Raw genomic sequence first — 13,620 nt, 5'->3', positions numbered from 1 at the left:
TGCTATCATGACCCGAGGCGGATTAGCAAATCCTTGAACCGCGCCTCGCCGCGCAGGGGATCGAGCAGCGGATCATTGTGCGTCCACAACATCCCCGGATCGCGCGCGGCATAGGCTGCCTCAAGCCGAGTCAACGCCTCCGCCGTGGCACCGCGCTGGGCGAGCACTTCGGCCTGCTGGTAATGGCTGTCGTCAAACGCCTCCGAAAGCCGCGCCATTGCAGCATCGGCCCCCGCGGCATCGCCCAGCCGGTGCTTGGCAATGGCCGCGGCGGTCAGGGCATAGGCCTCGCCTGTCTCGGCCTCCGCAGCTTTCAGCGCGGCGGCAGCATCGCCCTCCATCAGCCGCGCAATGGCGACCGCGAACTGCGCGCTGGCGAGGCTCGGGTTGAGCGCCAGCGCCCGCTCCATATCGGCGATGACCTTCGGATAATCGCGCGCGAACAATGCGATATACCCCGCCGACCGAAACGCGCGGGCGTTGAGGGGATCAAGCTCAAGCACCTTGGCGATCATCTTCACGGCCAGCGCCTGATCCGCGCCATAGGCATGGAAGCTCGCCACTGCGCGCAGCACATCGGCGTCGCCGGGCGCGAGCTCCTCGGCGGCGCGGTAGTGCGGGGTGGCAGCGGTGCGGTCGAGCCGTCCGTTGTTGAGCGCAAAGCCCAGCGCGAGGTGCCCGCGTGCCAGTCGCTTTTCGATCGCCACCGCCCGTTCCGCCGCTGCCACCGCCTCGTCGAACAGCCGGCGGGTTTCGCTCTGGTCGCTCGAGACATTATTGGCGATCGCGGCAAGCATGGTCGACCGCATCGCGTGGGCGGCGGCGTAGTTGGGATCGGCGGCGGTGGCGGAATCGAACTGCACCAGCGCGGCGCGATCAGTCTCGTCGCCCGCGGAGAGTTCGTACAGCGCAAAGCCGCGCAGAAACGCCTCGTACGCGGCCACTGACTGCGTGCCGCCGATCTCCCTCTGCGCGGCAAGAGACTGCTTGGCCTCGGTGTCCGACGCGATCTGAGCCACCAGCTCAAGCGCCACCGTCTCGGCAATTTCTGACTGTACTGCAAAGGGATTCTCGAGCGCGCGGTCAAAACTGTCTGACCAAAGCACCTCGCCGTCCTCGACCGCCACAAGCTCGGCCCCAACCCGTACGCTGGCCATGTCGCGCTGGACACTCCCGCGCAGGACATGGGCCACGCCCAGCTTGCGGCCGAGCGCGAAGTCATCCTCGCCTTCGACCGAGGATGACGCGGGCGCAGCGACTTTGAGGCGCGGATTGCGCGCCAGAACCGACCGCAATTCGCGCGAGAGGCCATCGGAAAAATACTTCTTTTCCGGATCGCCCGTTTCGTTGGCGAAGGGCAGCACCACCATCGACATCGCGGCAGAAGCTGGCGAACCCAGCAGGCCGAACTGCCATGCGCCAAGCAGGCCAGCGCCCCCTACGACGCCCGCGCCGCCGATCATCAGGGTGCGCCGCGAGAGCGCAAGACCGCCCGTTTGCTGCACGGTAGGCGCAGGCAGGACGGGGTCTGGACGGCGCTGAACCGGGGCTGCGGGGGGCGAAGCCTCGCCTGCCTTGGCCCTGACAGCGACCAGAATGCGCGCCGCCTCGGCACTATCGGGCTTGCCGTCCCAGCCGCTGATGTCGAGCAGCTGGAACTGGCGGAAACCGAGCGGCGCGAATGTCCCGTCGATGGTCAGCGGCACCAGGCACTCGCGCTCGCGCCCGCGCTGCGCCTCGTCACGCACCCAGTGCGAATTGACCGAGGTTGCCGACCACAGCACCACCACACATGCGCAGGTCTCGAGCGCGTTCTCGGTGGTCTGGAGAAAATTCTCCCCGCCCTCCAGCCGTCCGTCCCACCAGACATCGAACCCGCCCTGTTCGAGCAGGTCGATCACCGGGCGGGCGCGGTCCAGATCGGTGCGCGAATAGCTGATGAACAGCCGGGGCGGCGCGAGGCTCGGATTGTCGTCGCCACTCACCTGACCTTCCCCCCCTCGCCCTGCGTAAGAATACCTTGGATGACTGCTACAGCCAAATCGCCCTCCGCGCCAAGTGTCGATACGCACGGAGCGGTGCGTGGCAGATGCCCGATCCTCTTGACAGCCCCAACCTATGATATAAAAGTGATATCACAATTATATCGTTTATGGAGATTCGTCATGTCCCCTGCTGATACCCCCGCCCTCAACCGTAGCCGGGAAATGCCGGCGGCGACCCAAAGCGGTTATGTCATGCTGCTCGTCAGCCTCGCGATGGTCGCGCTTGCCGCGTGGCTGTTCTTCAGCGCCGTCTCGGGTGAAGGCCCGCCGAACGGCCTGCCTCTGATCGGCGCTGTGGTGATCGGCTTCGTCGGCCTGTTCATCCTGACCGGCTTCTACATGATCAACCCGAACGAGGCCGCCGCGATCCAGTTGTTTGGCGCTTACAAGGGCACCGACCGCAACGAAGGTCTGCGCTGGGTGCTGCCGTGGCTCGGCAAGACCAAGATCGCGGTGCGCGCCAACAACGTGATTTCGCAGACGATCAAGGTCAACGACGCGCGCGGCAACCCGATCGAGATGGCCGCGCAGGTCGTGTGGCGTGTCACCGACACCGCGCAGGCGCTGTTCGATGTTGATGATTACCGCGAATTCGTCACCGCCCAGATGGAAGCGGCGGTGCGGGCGATCGGATCGCGCTACCCTTACGACGATATCGAGCATCTCGAAGTCACCTTGCGCGGCAATCACGAGGAAGTGGGCGTGGAACTGCGCGCCGCCCTGATCGAGCGTCTGTCGGTCGCGGGCATCACGGTTGACGAATGCGGCCTCACCCACCTCGCCTATGCCCCCGAGATCGCCGGGGCGATGCTGCGCCGCCAGCAGGCCGAAGCGGTGATCTCGGCGCGCAAAAAGCTGGTCGAAGGTGCGGTGACGATGGTGGAAATGGCGCTCGCCCAGCTCAGCGAGCGGGGCGTCGTCGACCTCGACGACGAGCGCAAGGCGGCGATGGTGTCGAACCTGATGGTCGTGCTGTGCGGAGAGCGTGACACGCAGCCGGTGGTCAACGCAGGGTCGCTTTACTGATCGTGCCATGACCGGGAAGAAAGCCTTTCCCCTGCGCCTCGATCCGGCGCTTCACGATGCGGTCCAGCGGCTCGCCGATGCCGAGCTGCGCAGCGTGAACGCCGAGATCGAGGTGCTGCTGCGCGAGGCGCTGGCGCGGCGCGGGGTCAGGCCTGCGCGCAGCGAAGCGCCGAGGCGCGGACGCCCGCCGGGCACCGCCCCTGAAGGAGATAGCGATGCGTGAACAGGACAAGCCCTTTGTGATGTACCGGCGCGGGCCGTGGAATTTCACCATTGTGCCGCGGGGCAAAGCCGGGTGGACACAATTCGGCGTGTGGATGGCGGTGTTCGCGGTGCCGACCGTGGTGTTTGCCATCTACGCGGAAAGCCTCGAAGGTCGTCCTGAATTCTGGGCCGCGCTGGCGCTATACCTGGCGGTGACGCTGGTCTGGAGCCTTGCGAGCATCCGCTGGATGAAGGCCCGCGCCGAAGTGGTCGATGTCGAGAAACTGCTGCGCCAGCAGCGCGAGGCCGAGCGCAAGGCGCGCGGCGGGCGATAGGAACGGCGCGCTGCCCGATGCGTTTTGCAGCAATGGTCGCACATTTTCACACAGCCCTGTCAGCACTCGGCTTGCTCGCTGTCCCGGCTCTTGCCACGGCGCAGGACATCGCCGCCCCCGCAGCGCCGCTGCTCGATGCTCTCGTGCTTGAGGGTGACAACATCATCACCGTGACACTCAACGGCGTTCCCCTGCGGCTGGAGGTCAGCAGCGACTCCTTCGGCCCGCCCGTCATCAACAGCGCGGTCGCGGCGCGGTTGCAGCTGCTGCCCCAGACGCGCCGCGGCTGGCGCTTCGGCCCGGTCGTGGTCGATGGGTTGAGCGCCGTGCAGGCCATCGACTTCGGCGACGGGCTGCCGGCAGCAAAGACCATCAGCTGGAGCGAACGTTTCGCCTCGCGCAAGGCCGATGGCGTGATCGGCGTGCACAACCTGCCTTACAAGCAGGTCACCTTCATGTTTGCGCCGCCCGGCGCGGATGAGACCATCCAGCGCTTTGCGATGACCCGCAGCGGGGGCGAGCGCGATACGCGGCTCGGGACACAGGTCATGGTCGGCAAGAAAAAGCTGACGATGGTGTTTGCGCCGCAGCGGGCCGAAAACCTCGTCACCGCGCCCACCGCCAACTTCATCGCCACCCATCAGGAAGGCGGGTTCGAACCGGCATCCGACGGCATCGCCGTAATGAACTTCGGGGTCGAGCGCCCGACCAGGATGATGCGCATCGCCGAGCCGATCATGCTCGGCGAGTTGGCGGTGGCGCGCTTCGCGGTGCGGGTGGAGGATTATGGCGATCCCAAGCGGGTGGGCGAGATCGCCGAAGATGACCCGCGCTTCGAAAAGGATCGCATTCTCGTCAGCCGCCGCAAGGGCAGGGGCCGGCCCGACCTGCTGACCCGCATCGGCCGCGACCAGATCAGCCATTGTTCAAGCATCACCTATGACTTCGCCTTGAGCGAAATCCGCCTCAGCTGCGGCCCTGCGCCCGAATGAACGCGTAAGCGCGGCGGGGCGGAAAGTCCTGCCCGGCCTCATCCATCCGGCAGGTGCAGTCGCCTGCCACCAGCATGCGGTAGAGGCGGGTGAAGACCGCCGCGTACCACAGGAACAGGCTGGGTGGCGGCGGAATGCTGTCATCGGCCTTGCTGCGGTCGATGGTGAAACGCCATGCTCCGCTGGGTGTGAACACGCCCGCGCCGATGAAGGTCCATGCATGCTTCCTGATCGCGGCCATCAGCAGCGGCGCGGCGAGGCTTGGGGGCAGGTGGCGCAGCAGCCAGCAGGCGGCACGCGGAATGCGGTTGGCGATGATGTAGTCGGCGGTGCGCGCTCCCGCCTCCTCGGCGATGACAAGCGCGCCCATCGGATCGTGCAGCGCCAGCCAGCGGTGCAGCCGCAGCGCCTCGATCTCGGGGATCATGTGCGCGCCACTCGGCAGCCGCGCGATCTGCGCATCGGCGAGGATCGCGGCGGTCTCGGTGTGCCCGAGCCGTTCCTCCATCACTGCCACCGCTTGAAGGACGGCGTTCGGTCCGATCAGCGCGCCGGGTTTGCGGCGCGGCAGTAACCGGCGCTCAATCGACATCGATCCGGTCCCGCCGGCGTGTCTCACCGCGTTCCTTCCCTCGGGCTTTCATCTGCGCGCGCACTGCCTCGCGGCGCTCCTGCGCCTGCGCGGCCTTGTCTGCATTGGTCACCCAGTCGGTCGCGGCGTCGGCAGCGGCGAGGCGGCTCTCGTCGAAGTGGAATTCGACCTTCTTCGCGGTCTGTGGTCCCCAGTAGCCCGCCTTGCCGAGATCGTAGAAGCTCCGCTTGAAGCCCGCCCGCAGGAAGGCATAGAGGCACCCGAGCAAGTACCGCCGCCGGAAGCCGGTGCCGCGCCACGGATAGTGAAACAGCGCCTTGCGCATATAGAAGCGACGGTAGTTCTTCATGACTCCGTCGAGCAACTCGCCCCGCTCCATCGCGGCGGGCTTCATGATCGGGGTAACGAAGTTGTACTTGCTGAAATCATGGACCTCGACCTGGTCCTTCAGCGTCTCGAACAGCGGCGTGTAGGGCCAGGGCGTGTACATCGCCCAGTTGGCGAGATCCGGCTGCCAGTCCCACGCCATCTGGAAGGTCTCCTCCAGCGTTTCGGGCGTTTCATTGTCGAGGCCGACGATGAACTGCGCCTCGACGAAGATATCCGCCGCGCGCAGCAGCCGGATCGCTTCCTTGTTCTCCTCGACCTTGGTTTCCTTGTTGAACCGGTCGAGCTTCATCTGCGCCGCGGCCTCGGTGCCGAGGCTGACATGGACGAGGCCGGCGCGGCGGTAGAAGGAGAGCAATTCCTTGTCGCGGTAAATATCGGTGACGCGGGTGTTGATGCCCCACTTCACTTTGTCGGGCAGGCCGCGGTCAATCAGCTCCTGACAGAACTTGATGAAGGTCTTGCGGTTGATGGTCGGTTCCTCATCGGCGAGGATGAAGAAGCCGACGCCGTGCTTTTCGTGCAGTTCCTCGATCTCGTCGACCACGTCTTTCGGATCGCGCACCCGGTAATCGCGCCAGAACTTCCACTGCGAACAGAACGAACAGGTGAAGGGACACCCCCGCGCGAGGTTGGGGATGGCGACGCGGGTGCCCAAGGGGATGTAGGTGTACTGGCTCCAGTCAAGCACGTCCCAGTCGGGCTTGATCGAGGCCATATCCTTGATCGTGTCGGCAGCTTCGGTGGCGATGACCGTCTCGCCCTCGCGATAGGCGAGGCCCTTGATGGCGCGCGCGTCCTGCGGCCAGCGGCCTTCCTTAATCGCAGTGAAGAGTTCGACCGCGATTTCCTCGCCCTCCCCGCGCACGATCACGTCGATGTGCGGCGCCTCGGCGAGCACCTGCGCATACATAAAGGTCGCGTGGATGCCGCCAAGCACGCGCACGGCCTTGGGCACGGTGAAGGCGGCGACTTCGAGCACGCGTTCGGCGGCGTAGATCGACGGGGTGATAGCGGTTGTGCCGACGATATCCGGTTGGAGCGCGGCCATCCGCTCCGCCAGTTCCTCATCCGACAGCCCCTCGGTCATGGCGTCGATGAAGGTGATGTCGTCGAAGCCTGCGCGCTTAAGCGGGCCGGAGAGATAGGCGACCCATGCGGGCGGCCAGGTGCCGGCAATCTCGGCTCCGCCGGAACGGTAGTTGGGATGAACGAACAGAATGCGCATGGGCCGACTCCCCCTTGTTGGTTGGCCCAAACTGGGGGAGGTGGCGGCCTCGCGCTTTGCGTCAGATCAAATGTTAGGTGTCATGCCTTCGCGGCATGTTCCGCGCGCGCCAGTTCGTGCAGCCAGTCGGCGTGGCGCGGGGCTTTCTTGGTCTGCGACCATTCCTCCAGCATCACCGGCGCGACGCGGGCGAGTTCCTCGTATTGCTCTGGAGTGCCAATGTCCGCCGCGAGTTCCACGCGGTGACCGTTAGGGTCGAAGAAGTAGATAGACTTGAAGATGCCGTGATGCGTCGGGCCGAGCACGTCGATGCCCTGCGCCTCGATATGCGCCTTGGCGGCGAGCAGCGCCTCTTCGGAAGGCACTTTCAGCGCCAAGTGCTGCACCCACGCCGGGGTGTTCGGGTCCTTGCCCATCTCCGGCTGGTTCGGCAGTTCGAAGAAGGCGAGGATGTTGCCGTTCCCCGCATCCAGGAAGATGTGCATGTAGGGATCATACTCGCCGGTCGAAGGCACGTGATCCTCGGCAAAGGCGGTGGTGTAGGTCATGCCGAGCACGCGGGCGTACCATTCCACCGTCTCCTTCGCGTCCTTGCAGCGATAGGCGGCGTGGTGGATTCCTGACAGGGCAACGGGGTGGGTCATTCGGCCGGCTCCTCGACATTGAGCACGCCGCGGATGATCTGGTCGCGCTCCATGCTCTCGAACAGCGCCTTGAAGTTGCCCTCGCCAAAGCCGTCGTCGCCCTTGCGCTGGATGAATTCGAAGAACACCGGCCCGACCTGTGCCTGCGCGAAAATCTGGAGCAGCAGGCGGGGCTGGCCGCCTTCTGTGGTGCCGTCCATCAGGATGCCGCGCATCTGGAGCTGGCTCACATCCTCGCCGTGACCCGGCAGGCGTTCGGCGAGCATCTCGTAATAGGTCGCAGGCGGCGCGGTCATGAAGGGCACGCCGAGCTTTTGCAGCCGGTCCCAGCAAGCCGGAAGATCGTCGCAGATCAGCGCGATGTGCTGGATGCCCTCACCGTTGAAGGCGCGCAGGAACTCCTCGATCTGGCCCTTCCCGCCCTCGCCCTCTTCATTGAGCGGAATGCGGATCTTGCCATCGGGCGCGGTCAGCGCCTTGGAAGTGAGGCCGGTATATTCGCCCTTGATGTCGAAGAAGCGGATCTCGCGGAAGTTGAACAGCGTCTCGTAATAGTCCGCCCAATACTTCATGCGGCCGGTGTAAACGTTGTGGGTGAGGTGATCGATGGTGTGGAAACCCGCGCCTTCGGGGTGCTTGTCCACCCCGGGCAGATATTCGAAATCGATGTCGTAGATGCTGAGGCCGCCCGCCTTTTCCGCGCCTTCGTAGCGGTCGACGAGATAGAGGATCGCGCCGCCGATGCCGCGGATCGCGGGGATGCGCAGTTCCATCACCCCGGTCTGCACCGCGACGGGCTCTGCACCCTTGGCGATCAGGTGGTCATAGGCCTTGGCCGCGTCGCGCACCCGGAACGCCATGCCGCAGGCCGAAGCGCCATGCTCGCGCGCGAAGTACCAGGCAGGGCTGCGCGGCTCGTAATTGGCGATCAGGTTGATGCCGCCCTGACGCCACAAGTGCACGTCCTTGGAACGGTGCTGCGCCACGCGGGTGAAGCCCATCGCTTCAAAGACGGGCTCAAGCATGCCCTTTTCCGGCGCGCAGAACTCGACGAATTCGAAGCCGTCGAGGCCGACAGGGTTTTCGAAAAGATCCTTGGTCGGCGCGTTCATCACTTCAGTCCCCGCTGTCGAGATAGTTTCAATTGAAACCATCTACCGCAAACGGGCGATTCGCGCAAGGTCAGGCGATGCGGCCCACCGTCCGGCCGCGTTCGTCCTGCGTCAGGGTCAGGCGCTTGCCAAAAGGCTCGCCGCTTTCGAAGGCTGCTGACGTGGCGGGATCGGTCAGATCGGCATTACCCACCACCCGCTCGCCTGCGTCGGAGCGCCCGATAAAGATCGCCTCGGCACCCTTGGGCCCGCGGTTGATGGTGTAGGTCTCCACCACAGCCGCAGCCACCGGCTCCTTCGCCACCGGCACCTTGTCGGTCGCCTTGGGCAGCACAGCGAAGCGGTCGTTTCCGCTCCAGTCGGCAGGCTCGGTGGAATAGACGCCGGTCGCATATTTGCTCATCCACCCGCCGTTCGCACCGACCAGCGCATAGGAGCCCCGGTCGCCGCGCACGCGCTGCACCGCTTCGGCGATGGCGTGGGCCGAGTAGTTGTTCCCCGCCCCGCCGAAGAACGGCAACCCGCCCGTCAGCGTCAGCCCGCGCGGATCATCGACGGAGAGGCCGAAATGGTCGCACTGGTTGAATACGGGGATCGCGAAGCACGAGTAGAAATCGATATAGTGCATCGCGTCGATGCCCTTGCCCGCGCGCGCCAGGGCCGCATCGACACTGCCAAGCGAGGCCGGGTTGCCCGCCAAGTCAGGCCGCTGCGAGAGCTTCAGTTCGGTCGCGGCAGTGACAGCGTGGATGTGGACCCACTTGTCCTCGGGCACGCCCAATTCGCGGGCCAGCCCGGCGCTGGCGACGATGATCGCCGCCGCCTGATTCACCTGATCGCGCGCCACGGTCATGCGTGGATAGGGTTCGGCAACGATGCGGTTGCGGTCGGTGACCGTGGCGAGTTCCTCCGCCGTCCGTTCGACCGGAGCCGCCGAGTGCGGGTTTGCCGCCGCGACGCGCGTGAAGGGTGCAAACAGCTTGCCGATTGCGAGGCGGTATTCCTCCAGCCCCAGCCCAAGCTTATGCCGTCGCGCGTTCTCCGCCAGCGCATAAAGCGGGATCGCCCCGCTGGCGCCGTGCATGAACAGCACCGGCTCAAGCAGTTCCTCGACCCCGAAGCCCTGATCTTCAAACTCGCCGCCGATGGCTTCCGACCAGTCTGGGATCTCGCCCTTGGCCGTCAGCGCAAGCACGGTCGAGATCGCCTCGGAACCGACGATCACCGCGCAGCGGCTGTCGCCTGCCGCGATGGCCGAGGCAAACTCGCCCACCAATTGCTGGTTGGTCTGCCCGCCGGTGGTGGTGAGGATCGCGCGCTTCGGATCAGCCCCCACCCGCTTGGCAATCGCGCGCGGTACATTGTCCGCCGCACCGAAGGGCGGCTTGCGGTCAGGCCGCGACATTTCGAAAGCACGGATCGCGGCGAGGGTGTCGATGGCCTGCGCCACGTCACCACTCGCCCCCGAATCCGCAATCGCCGACCCCAGCGCCCGTCCGGCGAGGTCCATATAGGACAGCGCTTCGTAGCCGGGTTCTCCGACCCGTTCCGAATACTGCCCGACCCCGATAATAACGGGCGTATTGTCAGCGATCATGTGTGCAGCCTCAGTCGACGAAGCCGTCGACGCGCTCGACGATGATCGCCGGGGCCATGCCGCCCGCAGCGCACATGGTGACGAGGCCATAACGACCGCCGCGACGCTCCAGCTCGTCCACCACGGTGCCGATCAGGATCGAACCCGTCGCGCCGATCGGGTGGCCCAGCGCGATTGAGCCGCCGTTGACGTTGACCTTGTCCCAATCCAGATCGAGATCGCGCACGAACTTGGCCGCGACGACCGCGAAAGCCTCGTTGATTTCATATAGGTCGATATCGTCAGTGGTGAGACCGGCCTTGGCCAGCACCTTCTTCGCGGCAGGCACCGGCGCGTTGAGCATCAGCGTCGGATCATCGCCCATGTTGCAGGTGGCGACGATGCGGGCGCGGGGCTTGAGGCCGTGCTTTTCGGCATAGTCCTTCGAGGTGATCAGCACGGCGGCCGCGCCATCAACCACGCCCGAGGAATTGCCCGCGTGATGGAAGTGCTGGATGTCCAGATCGGGGTACTTCTGGTTGATCAGCTTGCGGAAGGTCGTGCCCGCCTCGTCCAGAGGAACGTCGGCGATCTTGGGGAAGGCCGGCTCCAGCTTGGCAAGGTCTTCGCGGGTGGTCTGCGGGCGGGGATATTCCTCGCGGTCGAGCAGCACCGTGCCGTCATCGCCCACCACCGGCACTACCGATTTGGCAAAGCGGCCCGCGGCAATCGCCTCGGCGGCGCGCTGCTGCGAGCGGTAGCCGACTTCGTCCAGTTCTTCGCGGGTGAAGCCTTCCTTGGACGCGATCGCATCGCCGCAGATGCCCTGGTGCGACTGCGGGTGCACGGCCTGAAGGCGCGCATTGTAGCTGCCCATCATCGGCGGCTTGATCCCGGCGCGCATCTTTTCCTGGCTCATCGCGGCGGTGAGGCTCATCATCTCGGTCCCGCCCGCGATGACGCAATCTTCCATCCCGCTCATCACCTGCGCCGAAGCCAGCGCAACGCTGGTGATGCCGCCGCCGCAGAAGCGGTCGAGCGTGGTGCCGCTGGAGGTGATGTCATAGCCCGCGTCGAGCGCAGCCATGCGGCCCATGTCGCCCGCCTGCATCCCGTCCTGCGTGCTGACCGACCAGATCACGTCATCGACCGTCGCCGTGTCGAGATTGTTGCGGTCCTTGATCGCCTTGAGGACCGTGGCGGCGAGGTGCTGCGGGTGGCACGCGGCCAGCGCGCCCTTGCCCTGCTTGCCGATCCCGCGCGGGGTGCGCACTGCGTCGATGATGTAAGCCTCGGCCATGATGGTCCTCTCTCCATTTATAGCGAAATTGCGGTTGACGCGTCCGTAAACCCACTGCACCACTCGCACAAGAATTGCGTTTCAAATCGCAATCACATTTTTGACAGGAGAGAGATGTCGTGAGCGAGACCGCTGCCCCCGAAGTGCTGACCGAAGTTGTCGATGGCGTGTTGATCGTCACCATCAACCGCCCCGAAGCCAAGAACGCCATGACGCGCGCTGCGGCCGAGGGAATCGCTGCGGCGATGGAACGGCTGGATGCGGAAGACGACCTGCGCGTCGGGATCATTACCGGTGCGGGCGGTACGTTCTGTTCGGGCATGGACCTCAAAGGCTTCCTGCGCGGCGAAACCCCCTCGGTCGAGGGCAAGGGCTTCGGCGGCGTGGTGCAGGCTCCCCCGGCCAAGCCGCTGATCGCTGCGGTCGAAGGCTATGCGCTGGCAGGCGGGCTGGAACTGATGATCGCCTGTGACCTCGTCGTGGCCCACAAGGACGCCAAGTTCGGCATCCCCGAAGTGAAGCGCGGGCTTGTGGCGGCGGCGGGCGGTGTGATGATGCTGCCCGACCAGATCCCCGAGCGCATCGCGCTGGAACTCGCCCTGACCGGCGATTTCATCGGGGCAGAGCGCGCGTACCAACTCGGCATGATCAACGAAGTGACCGAAGGCCAGGCGCTGGAAGGTGCCAAGGCGCTGGCGGCAAAGATCGCCGCGAACGGCCCGCTCGCAGTGAAGGTGTCCAAGGCCGTGATGAAGCAATCGCGCGGCTGGGCCATGGAAGACCGCTATGCCAATCAGGGCAAGCTGATCGGCCCGGTGTTCGTCAGCCACGACGCGCGCGAAGGCGCGGCGGCCTTTGCCGAAAAGCGCAAGCCGAACTGGACGGGCAAGTAAGCCTTCGCTGAATTCTGGGATCAAACGAGAGAGGAATAACCATGCCCGTCATCGATGTGCCGCCCCCGGCCTTCATGGAAGAAGAAGAAATCGCGATTTTCGCCGATGCTGTCGGCAAGTTCTACGCCCAGCACGCGCCGCAAAAGCGGGTCGAAAAGTGGCGCGAGGACGGGATGGTGGAGCGCGAGTTCTGGCGCGAAGCGGGTGCAGCGGGCCTGCTCGGCGTCTCGGTGCCCGCCGAATATGGCGGCCACGGCGGCGATTTCCGGCATGACATGGTGGTGATCGACCAGCAGGGCAAGCACGGCGTCGACGGCTTCGGCGCTTCGCTCCACAACACGATCATCCTGCCCTATCTCGTCCGTCACGGCACCGAAGAGCAGAAGCTCAAGTATCTCCCCCGCCTCGTCGCGGGCGACCTCGTCAGCGCGATCGCGATGAGCGAACCGGATGCGGGCAGCGACCTCCAGTCGATCAAGACCACCGCGCTGAAGGACGGCAACGGCTACCGCCTCAACGGCTCGAAAACCTGGATCTCCAACGGCCAGCTCGCCGATTTCATCATCGTCGTTGCCAAGACCGATCCGGCCGAGGGCGCCAAGGGCATCTCGCTCCTCCTGCTCGAAACCGAGGGTGCGGAAGGCTTCGCGCGCGGCAAGAAGCTCGACAAGATCGGGCTCGATGCGCAGGACACCTCGGAGCTGTTCTTCGACAACGTGTTCATTCCGGCTGACAATCTGCTCGGCGGCGTTGAAGGTCGCGGGTTCTACCAGCTGATGGGCGAACTGCCGCAGGAGCGCCTCGTGATCGCGATGAACGCCATTTCGGGCATCGAGAAGGCGCTCGATGTGACGGTCGACTACGTCAAGAACCGCAAGGCCTTCGGCAAGACGATCTGGGACTTCCAGAACACCCAGTTCGTGCTGGCCGACCTCAAGGCGCGGGGCACTGCGGCCCGCGTGTTCGTCAATGATTGCATCGCCAAACTGCTCGAAGGGAAACTCGACGTGGCGACCGCGAGCATGGCGAAGTACTGGGTGACCGAGCTTCAATCGGAAGTGGTCGACAAGTGCCTCCAGTTCCACGGCGGCGCAGGCTACATCAATGATTACGCCATCGCCCGCATGTACCGCGATACCCGCATCGCGCGCATCTACGGCGGCTCGAACGAGATCATGAAGATGCTGATCGCGCGTTCTATGTGATCGTGCCCGCCTCCGCGGGCACGTCCTCGGTGCGTTTCGATCCTTACAGGATCGAGCACCTGCGGGCGGCCGGTCGGCCTT

Annotated in this window: 13 protein-coding genes; 6 read left to right on the top strand and 7 right to left on the bottom strand. The window is 65.2% G+C overall.

The window, feature by feature from the left end; translation table 11 throughout:
• Nucleotides 1–5 precede the first annotated feature (5 nt).
• A complete protein-coding gene (locus tag KVF90_RS05955) occupies nucleotides 6–1,985 on the bottom strand; it encodes a TIR domain-containing protein (RefSeq protein WP_264393927.1) in 1,980 nt (659 codons plus the stop codon).
• Nucleotides 1,986–2,165: 180 nt separating this feature from the next.
• On the opposite strand from KVF90_RS05955, the gene KVF90_RS05950 reads away from it, so the two are divergent.
• From KVF90_RS05950 to KVF90_RS05935, 4 genes are read left to right on the top strand one after another with little or no spacing between them, the layout of a single operon-like run.
• Nucleotides 2,166–3,071, top strand: coding sequence for an SPFH domain-containing protein (locus tag KVF90_RS05950; RefSeq protein WP_264393926.1), 906 nt, complete (start codon nucleotides 2,166–2,168; stop codon nucleotides 3,069–3,071).
• 7 nt (nucleotides 3,072–3,078) lie between these two features.
• Nucleotides 3,079–3,294 (top strand): toxin-antitoxin system HicB family antitoxin, encoded by a 216-nt coding sequence (locus KVF90_RS05945; protein WP_264393925.1) that lies wholly within the window; start codon nucleotides 3,079–3,081, stop codon nucleotides 3,292–3,294.
• Complete coding sequence (locus tag KVF90_RS05940; protein ID WP_264393924.1) at nucleotides 3,287–3,610, top strand: hypothetical protein; 324 nt, start codon at nucleotides 3,287–3,289, stop codon at nucleotides 3,608–3,610. Before KVF90_RS05945 ends, KVF90_RS05940 begins: the two co-directional genes overlap by 8 nt.
• Nucleotides 3,611–3,627: 17 nt before the next feature.
• Nucleotides 3,628–4,602: a hypothetical protein gene (locus tag KVF90_RS05935; RefSeq protein ID WP_264393923.1), complete on the top strand. Its 975-nt coding sequence runs from the start codon at nucleotides 3,628–3,630 to the stop codon at nucleotides 4,600–4,602.
• On the opposite strand, the gene bchJ is transcribed toward KVF90_RS05935, so the two are convergent.
• The 6 genes from bchJ to KVF90_RS05905 all read right to left on the bottom strand — a co-directional run bounded on the left by bchJ (nucleotide 4,577) and on the right by KVF90_RS05905 (nucleotide 11,441).
• A complete protein-coding gene (gene bchJ, locus KVF90_RS05930) occupies nucleotides 4,577–5,194 on the bottom strand; it encodes a bacteriochlorophyll 4-vinyl reductase (RefSeq protein WP_264393922.1) in 618 nt (205 codons plus the stop codon). The genes KVF90_RS05935 and bchJ overlap by 26 nt on opposite strands.
• Nucleotides 5,184–6,809 (bottom strand): magnesium-protoporphyrin IX monomethyl ester anaerobic oxidative cyclase, encoded by a 1,626-nt coding sequence (gene bchE, locus KVF90_RS05925; protein WP_264393921.1) that lies wholly within the window; start codon nucleotides 6,807–6,809, stop codon nucleotides 5,184–5,186. The genes bchJ and bchE overlap by 11 nt, the downstream gene beginning before the upstream one ends.
• 80 nt (nucleotides 6,810–6,889) lie before the next feature.
• Nucleotides 6,890–7,453 (bottom strand): VOC family protein, encoded by a 564-nt coding sequence (locus KVF90_RS05920; protein WP_264393920.1) that lies wholly within the window; start codon nucleotides 7,451–7,453, stop codon nucleotides 6,890–6,892.
• Nucleotides 7,450–8,565, bottom strand: coding sequence for a 4-hydroxyphenylpyruvate dioxygenase (gene hppD, locus KVF90_RS05915; RefSeq protein WP_264393919.1), 1,116 nt, complete (start codon nucleotides 8,563–8,565; stop codon nucleotides 7,450–7,452). The genes KVF90_RS05920 and hppD overlap by 4 nt, the downstream gene beginning before the upstream one ends.
• 70 nt (nucleotides 8,566–8,635) lie before the next feature.
• Nucleotides 8,636–10,162, bottom strand: coding sequence for an acetyl-CoA acetyltransferase (locus KVF90_RS05910; RefSeq protein ID WP_264393918.1), 1,527 nt, complete (start codon nucleotides 10,160–10,162; stop codon nucleotides 8,636–8,638).
• A 10-nt stretch (nucleotides 10,163–10,172) separates the two neighbouring features.
• A complete protein-coding gene (locus KVF90_RS05905) occupies nucleotides 10,173–11,441 on the bottom strand; it encodes an acetyl-CoA C-acetyltransferase (RefSeq protein ID WP_264393917.1) in 1,269 nt (422 codons plus the stop codon).
• Nucleotides 11,442–11,560: 119 nt separating this feature from the next.
• Here KVF90_RS05905 and KVF90_RS05900 point away from each other — a divergent pair, with 119 nt between their 5' ends.
• Both KVF90_RS05900 and KVF90_RS05895 read left to right on the top strand, forming a co-directional pair.
• Nucleotides 11,561–12,334 carry a crotonase/enoyl-CoA hydratase family protein gene (locus tag KVF90_RS05900; RefSeq protein ID WP_264393916.1) on the top strand — a complete coding sequence of 258 codons (774 nt, stop codon included), beginning with the start codon at nucleotides 11,561–11,563 and terminating at the stop codon, nucleotides 12,332–12,334.
• A 41-nt stretch (nucleotides 12,335–12,375) separates the two neighbouring features.
• Nucleotides 12,376–13,539, top strand: a complete 1,164-nt coding sequence (locus KVF90_RS05895; protein WP_264393915.1) for an acyl-CoA dehydrogenase family protein — start codon at nucleotides 12,376–12,378, stop codon at nucleotides 13,537–13,539.
• Nucleotides 13,540–13,620 lie beyond the last annotated feature (81 nt).

Origin of the sequence: Porphyrobacter sp. ULC335, assembly GCF_025917005.1 — a bacterium.
In the GTDB taxonomy this organism is placed as follows: domain Bacteria; phylum Pseudomonadota; class Alphaproteobacteria; order Sphingomonadales; family Sphingomonadaceae; genus Erythrobacter.
This window is presented reverse-complemented; position numbering and strand designations above follow the sequence as displayed.

Bases quoted from the DNA above. Each gene is read 5' to 3' on its own strand.
- KVF90_RS05950 (WP_264393926.1), top strand. From the start codon at position 2,166: ATGTCCCCTGCTGATACCCCCGCCCTCAACCGTAGCCGGGAAATGCCG.
- KVF90_RS05945 (WP_264393925.1), top strand. From the start codon at position 3,079: ATGACCGGGAAGAAAGCCTTTCCCCTGCGCCTCGATCCGGCGCTTCAC.
- KVF90_RS05940 (WP_264393924.1), top strand. From the start codon at position 3,287: ATGCGTGAACAGGACAAGCCCTTTGTGATGTACCGGCGCGGGCCGTGG.
- KVF90_RS05935 (WP_264393923.1), top strand. From the start codon at position 3,628: ATGCGTTTTGCAGCAATGGTCGCACATTTTCACACAGCCCTGTCAGCA.
- bchJ (WP_264393922.1), bottom strand. From the start codon at position 5,194: ATGTCGATTGAGCGCCGGTTACTGCCGCGCCGCAAACCCGGCGCGCTG.
- bchE (WP_264393921.1), bottom strand. From the start codon at position 6,809: ATGCGCATTCTGTTCGTTCATCCCAACTACCGTTCCGGCGGAGCCGAG.
- KVF90_RS05920 (WP_264393920.1), bottom strand. From the start codon at position 7,453: ATGACCCACCCCGTTGCCCTGTCAGGAATCCACCACGCCGCCTATCGC.
- hppD (WP_264393919.1), bottom strand. From the start codon at position 8,565: ATGAACGCGCCGACCAAGGATCTTTTCGAAAACCCTGTCGGCCTCGAC.
- KVF90_RS05910 (WP_264393918.1), bottom strand. From the start codon at position 10,162: ATGATCGCTGACAATACGCCCGTTATTATCGGGGTCGGGCAGTATTCG.
- KVF90_RS05905 (WP_264393917.1), bottom strand. From the start codon at position 11,441: ATGGCCGAGGCTTACATCATCGACGCAGTGCGCACCCCGCGCGGGATC.
- KVF90_RS05895 (WP_264393915.1), top strand. From the start codon at position 12,376: ATGCCCGTCATCGATGTGCCGCCCCCGGCCTTCATGGAAGAAGAAGAA.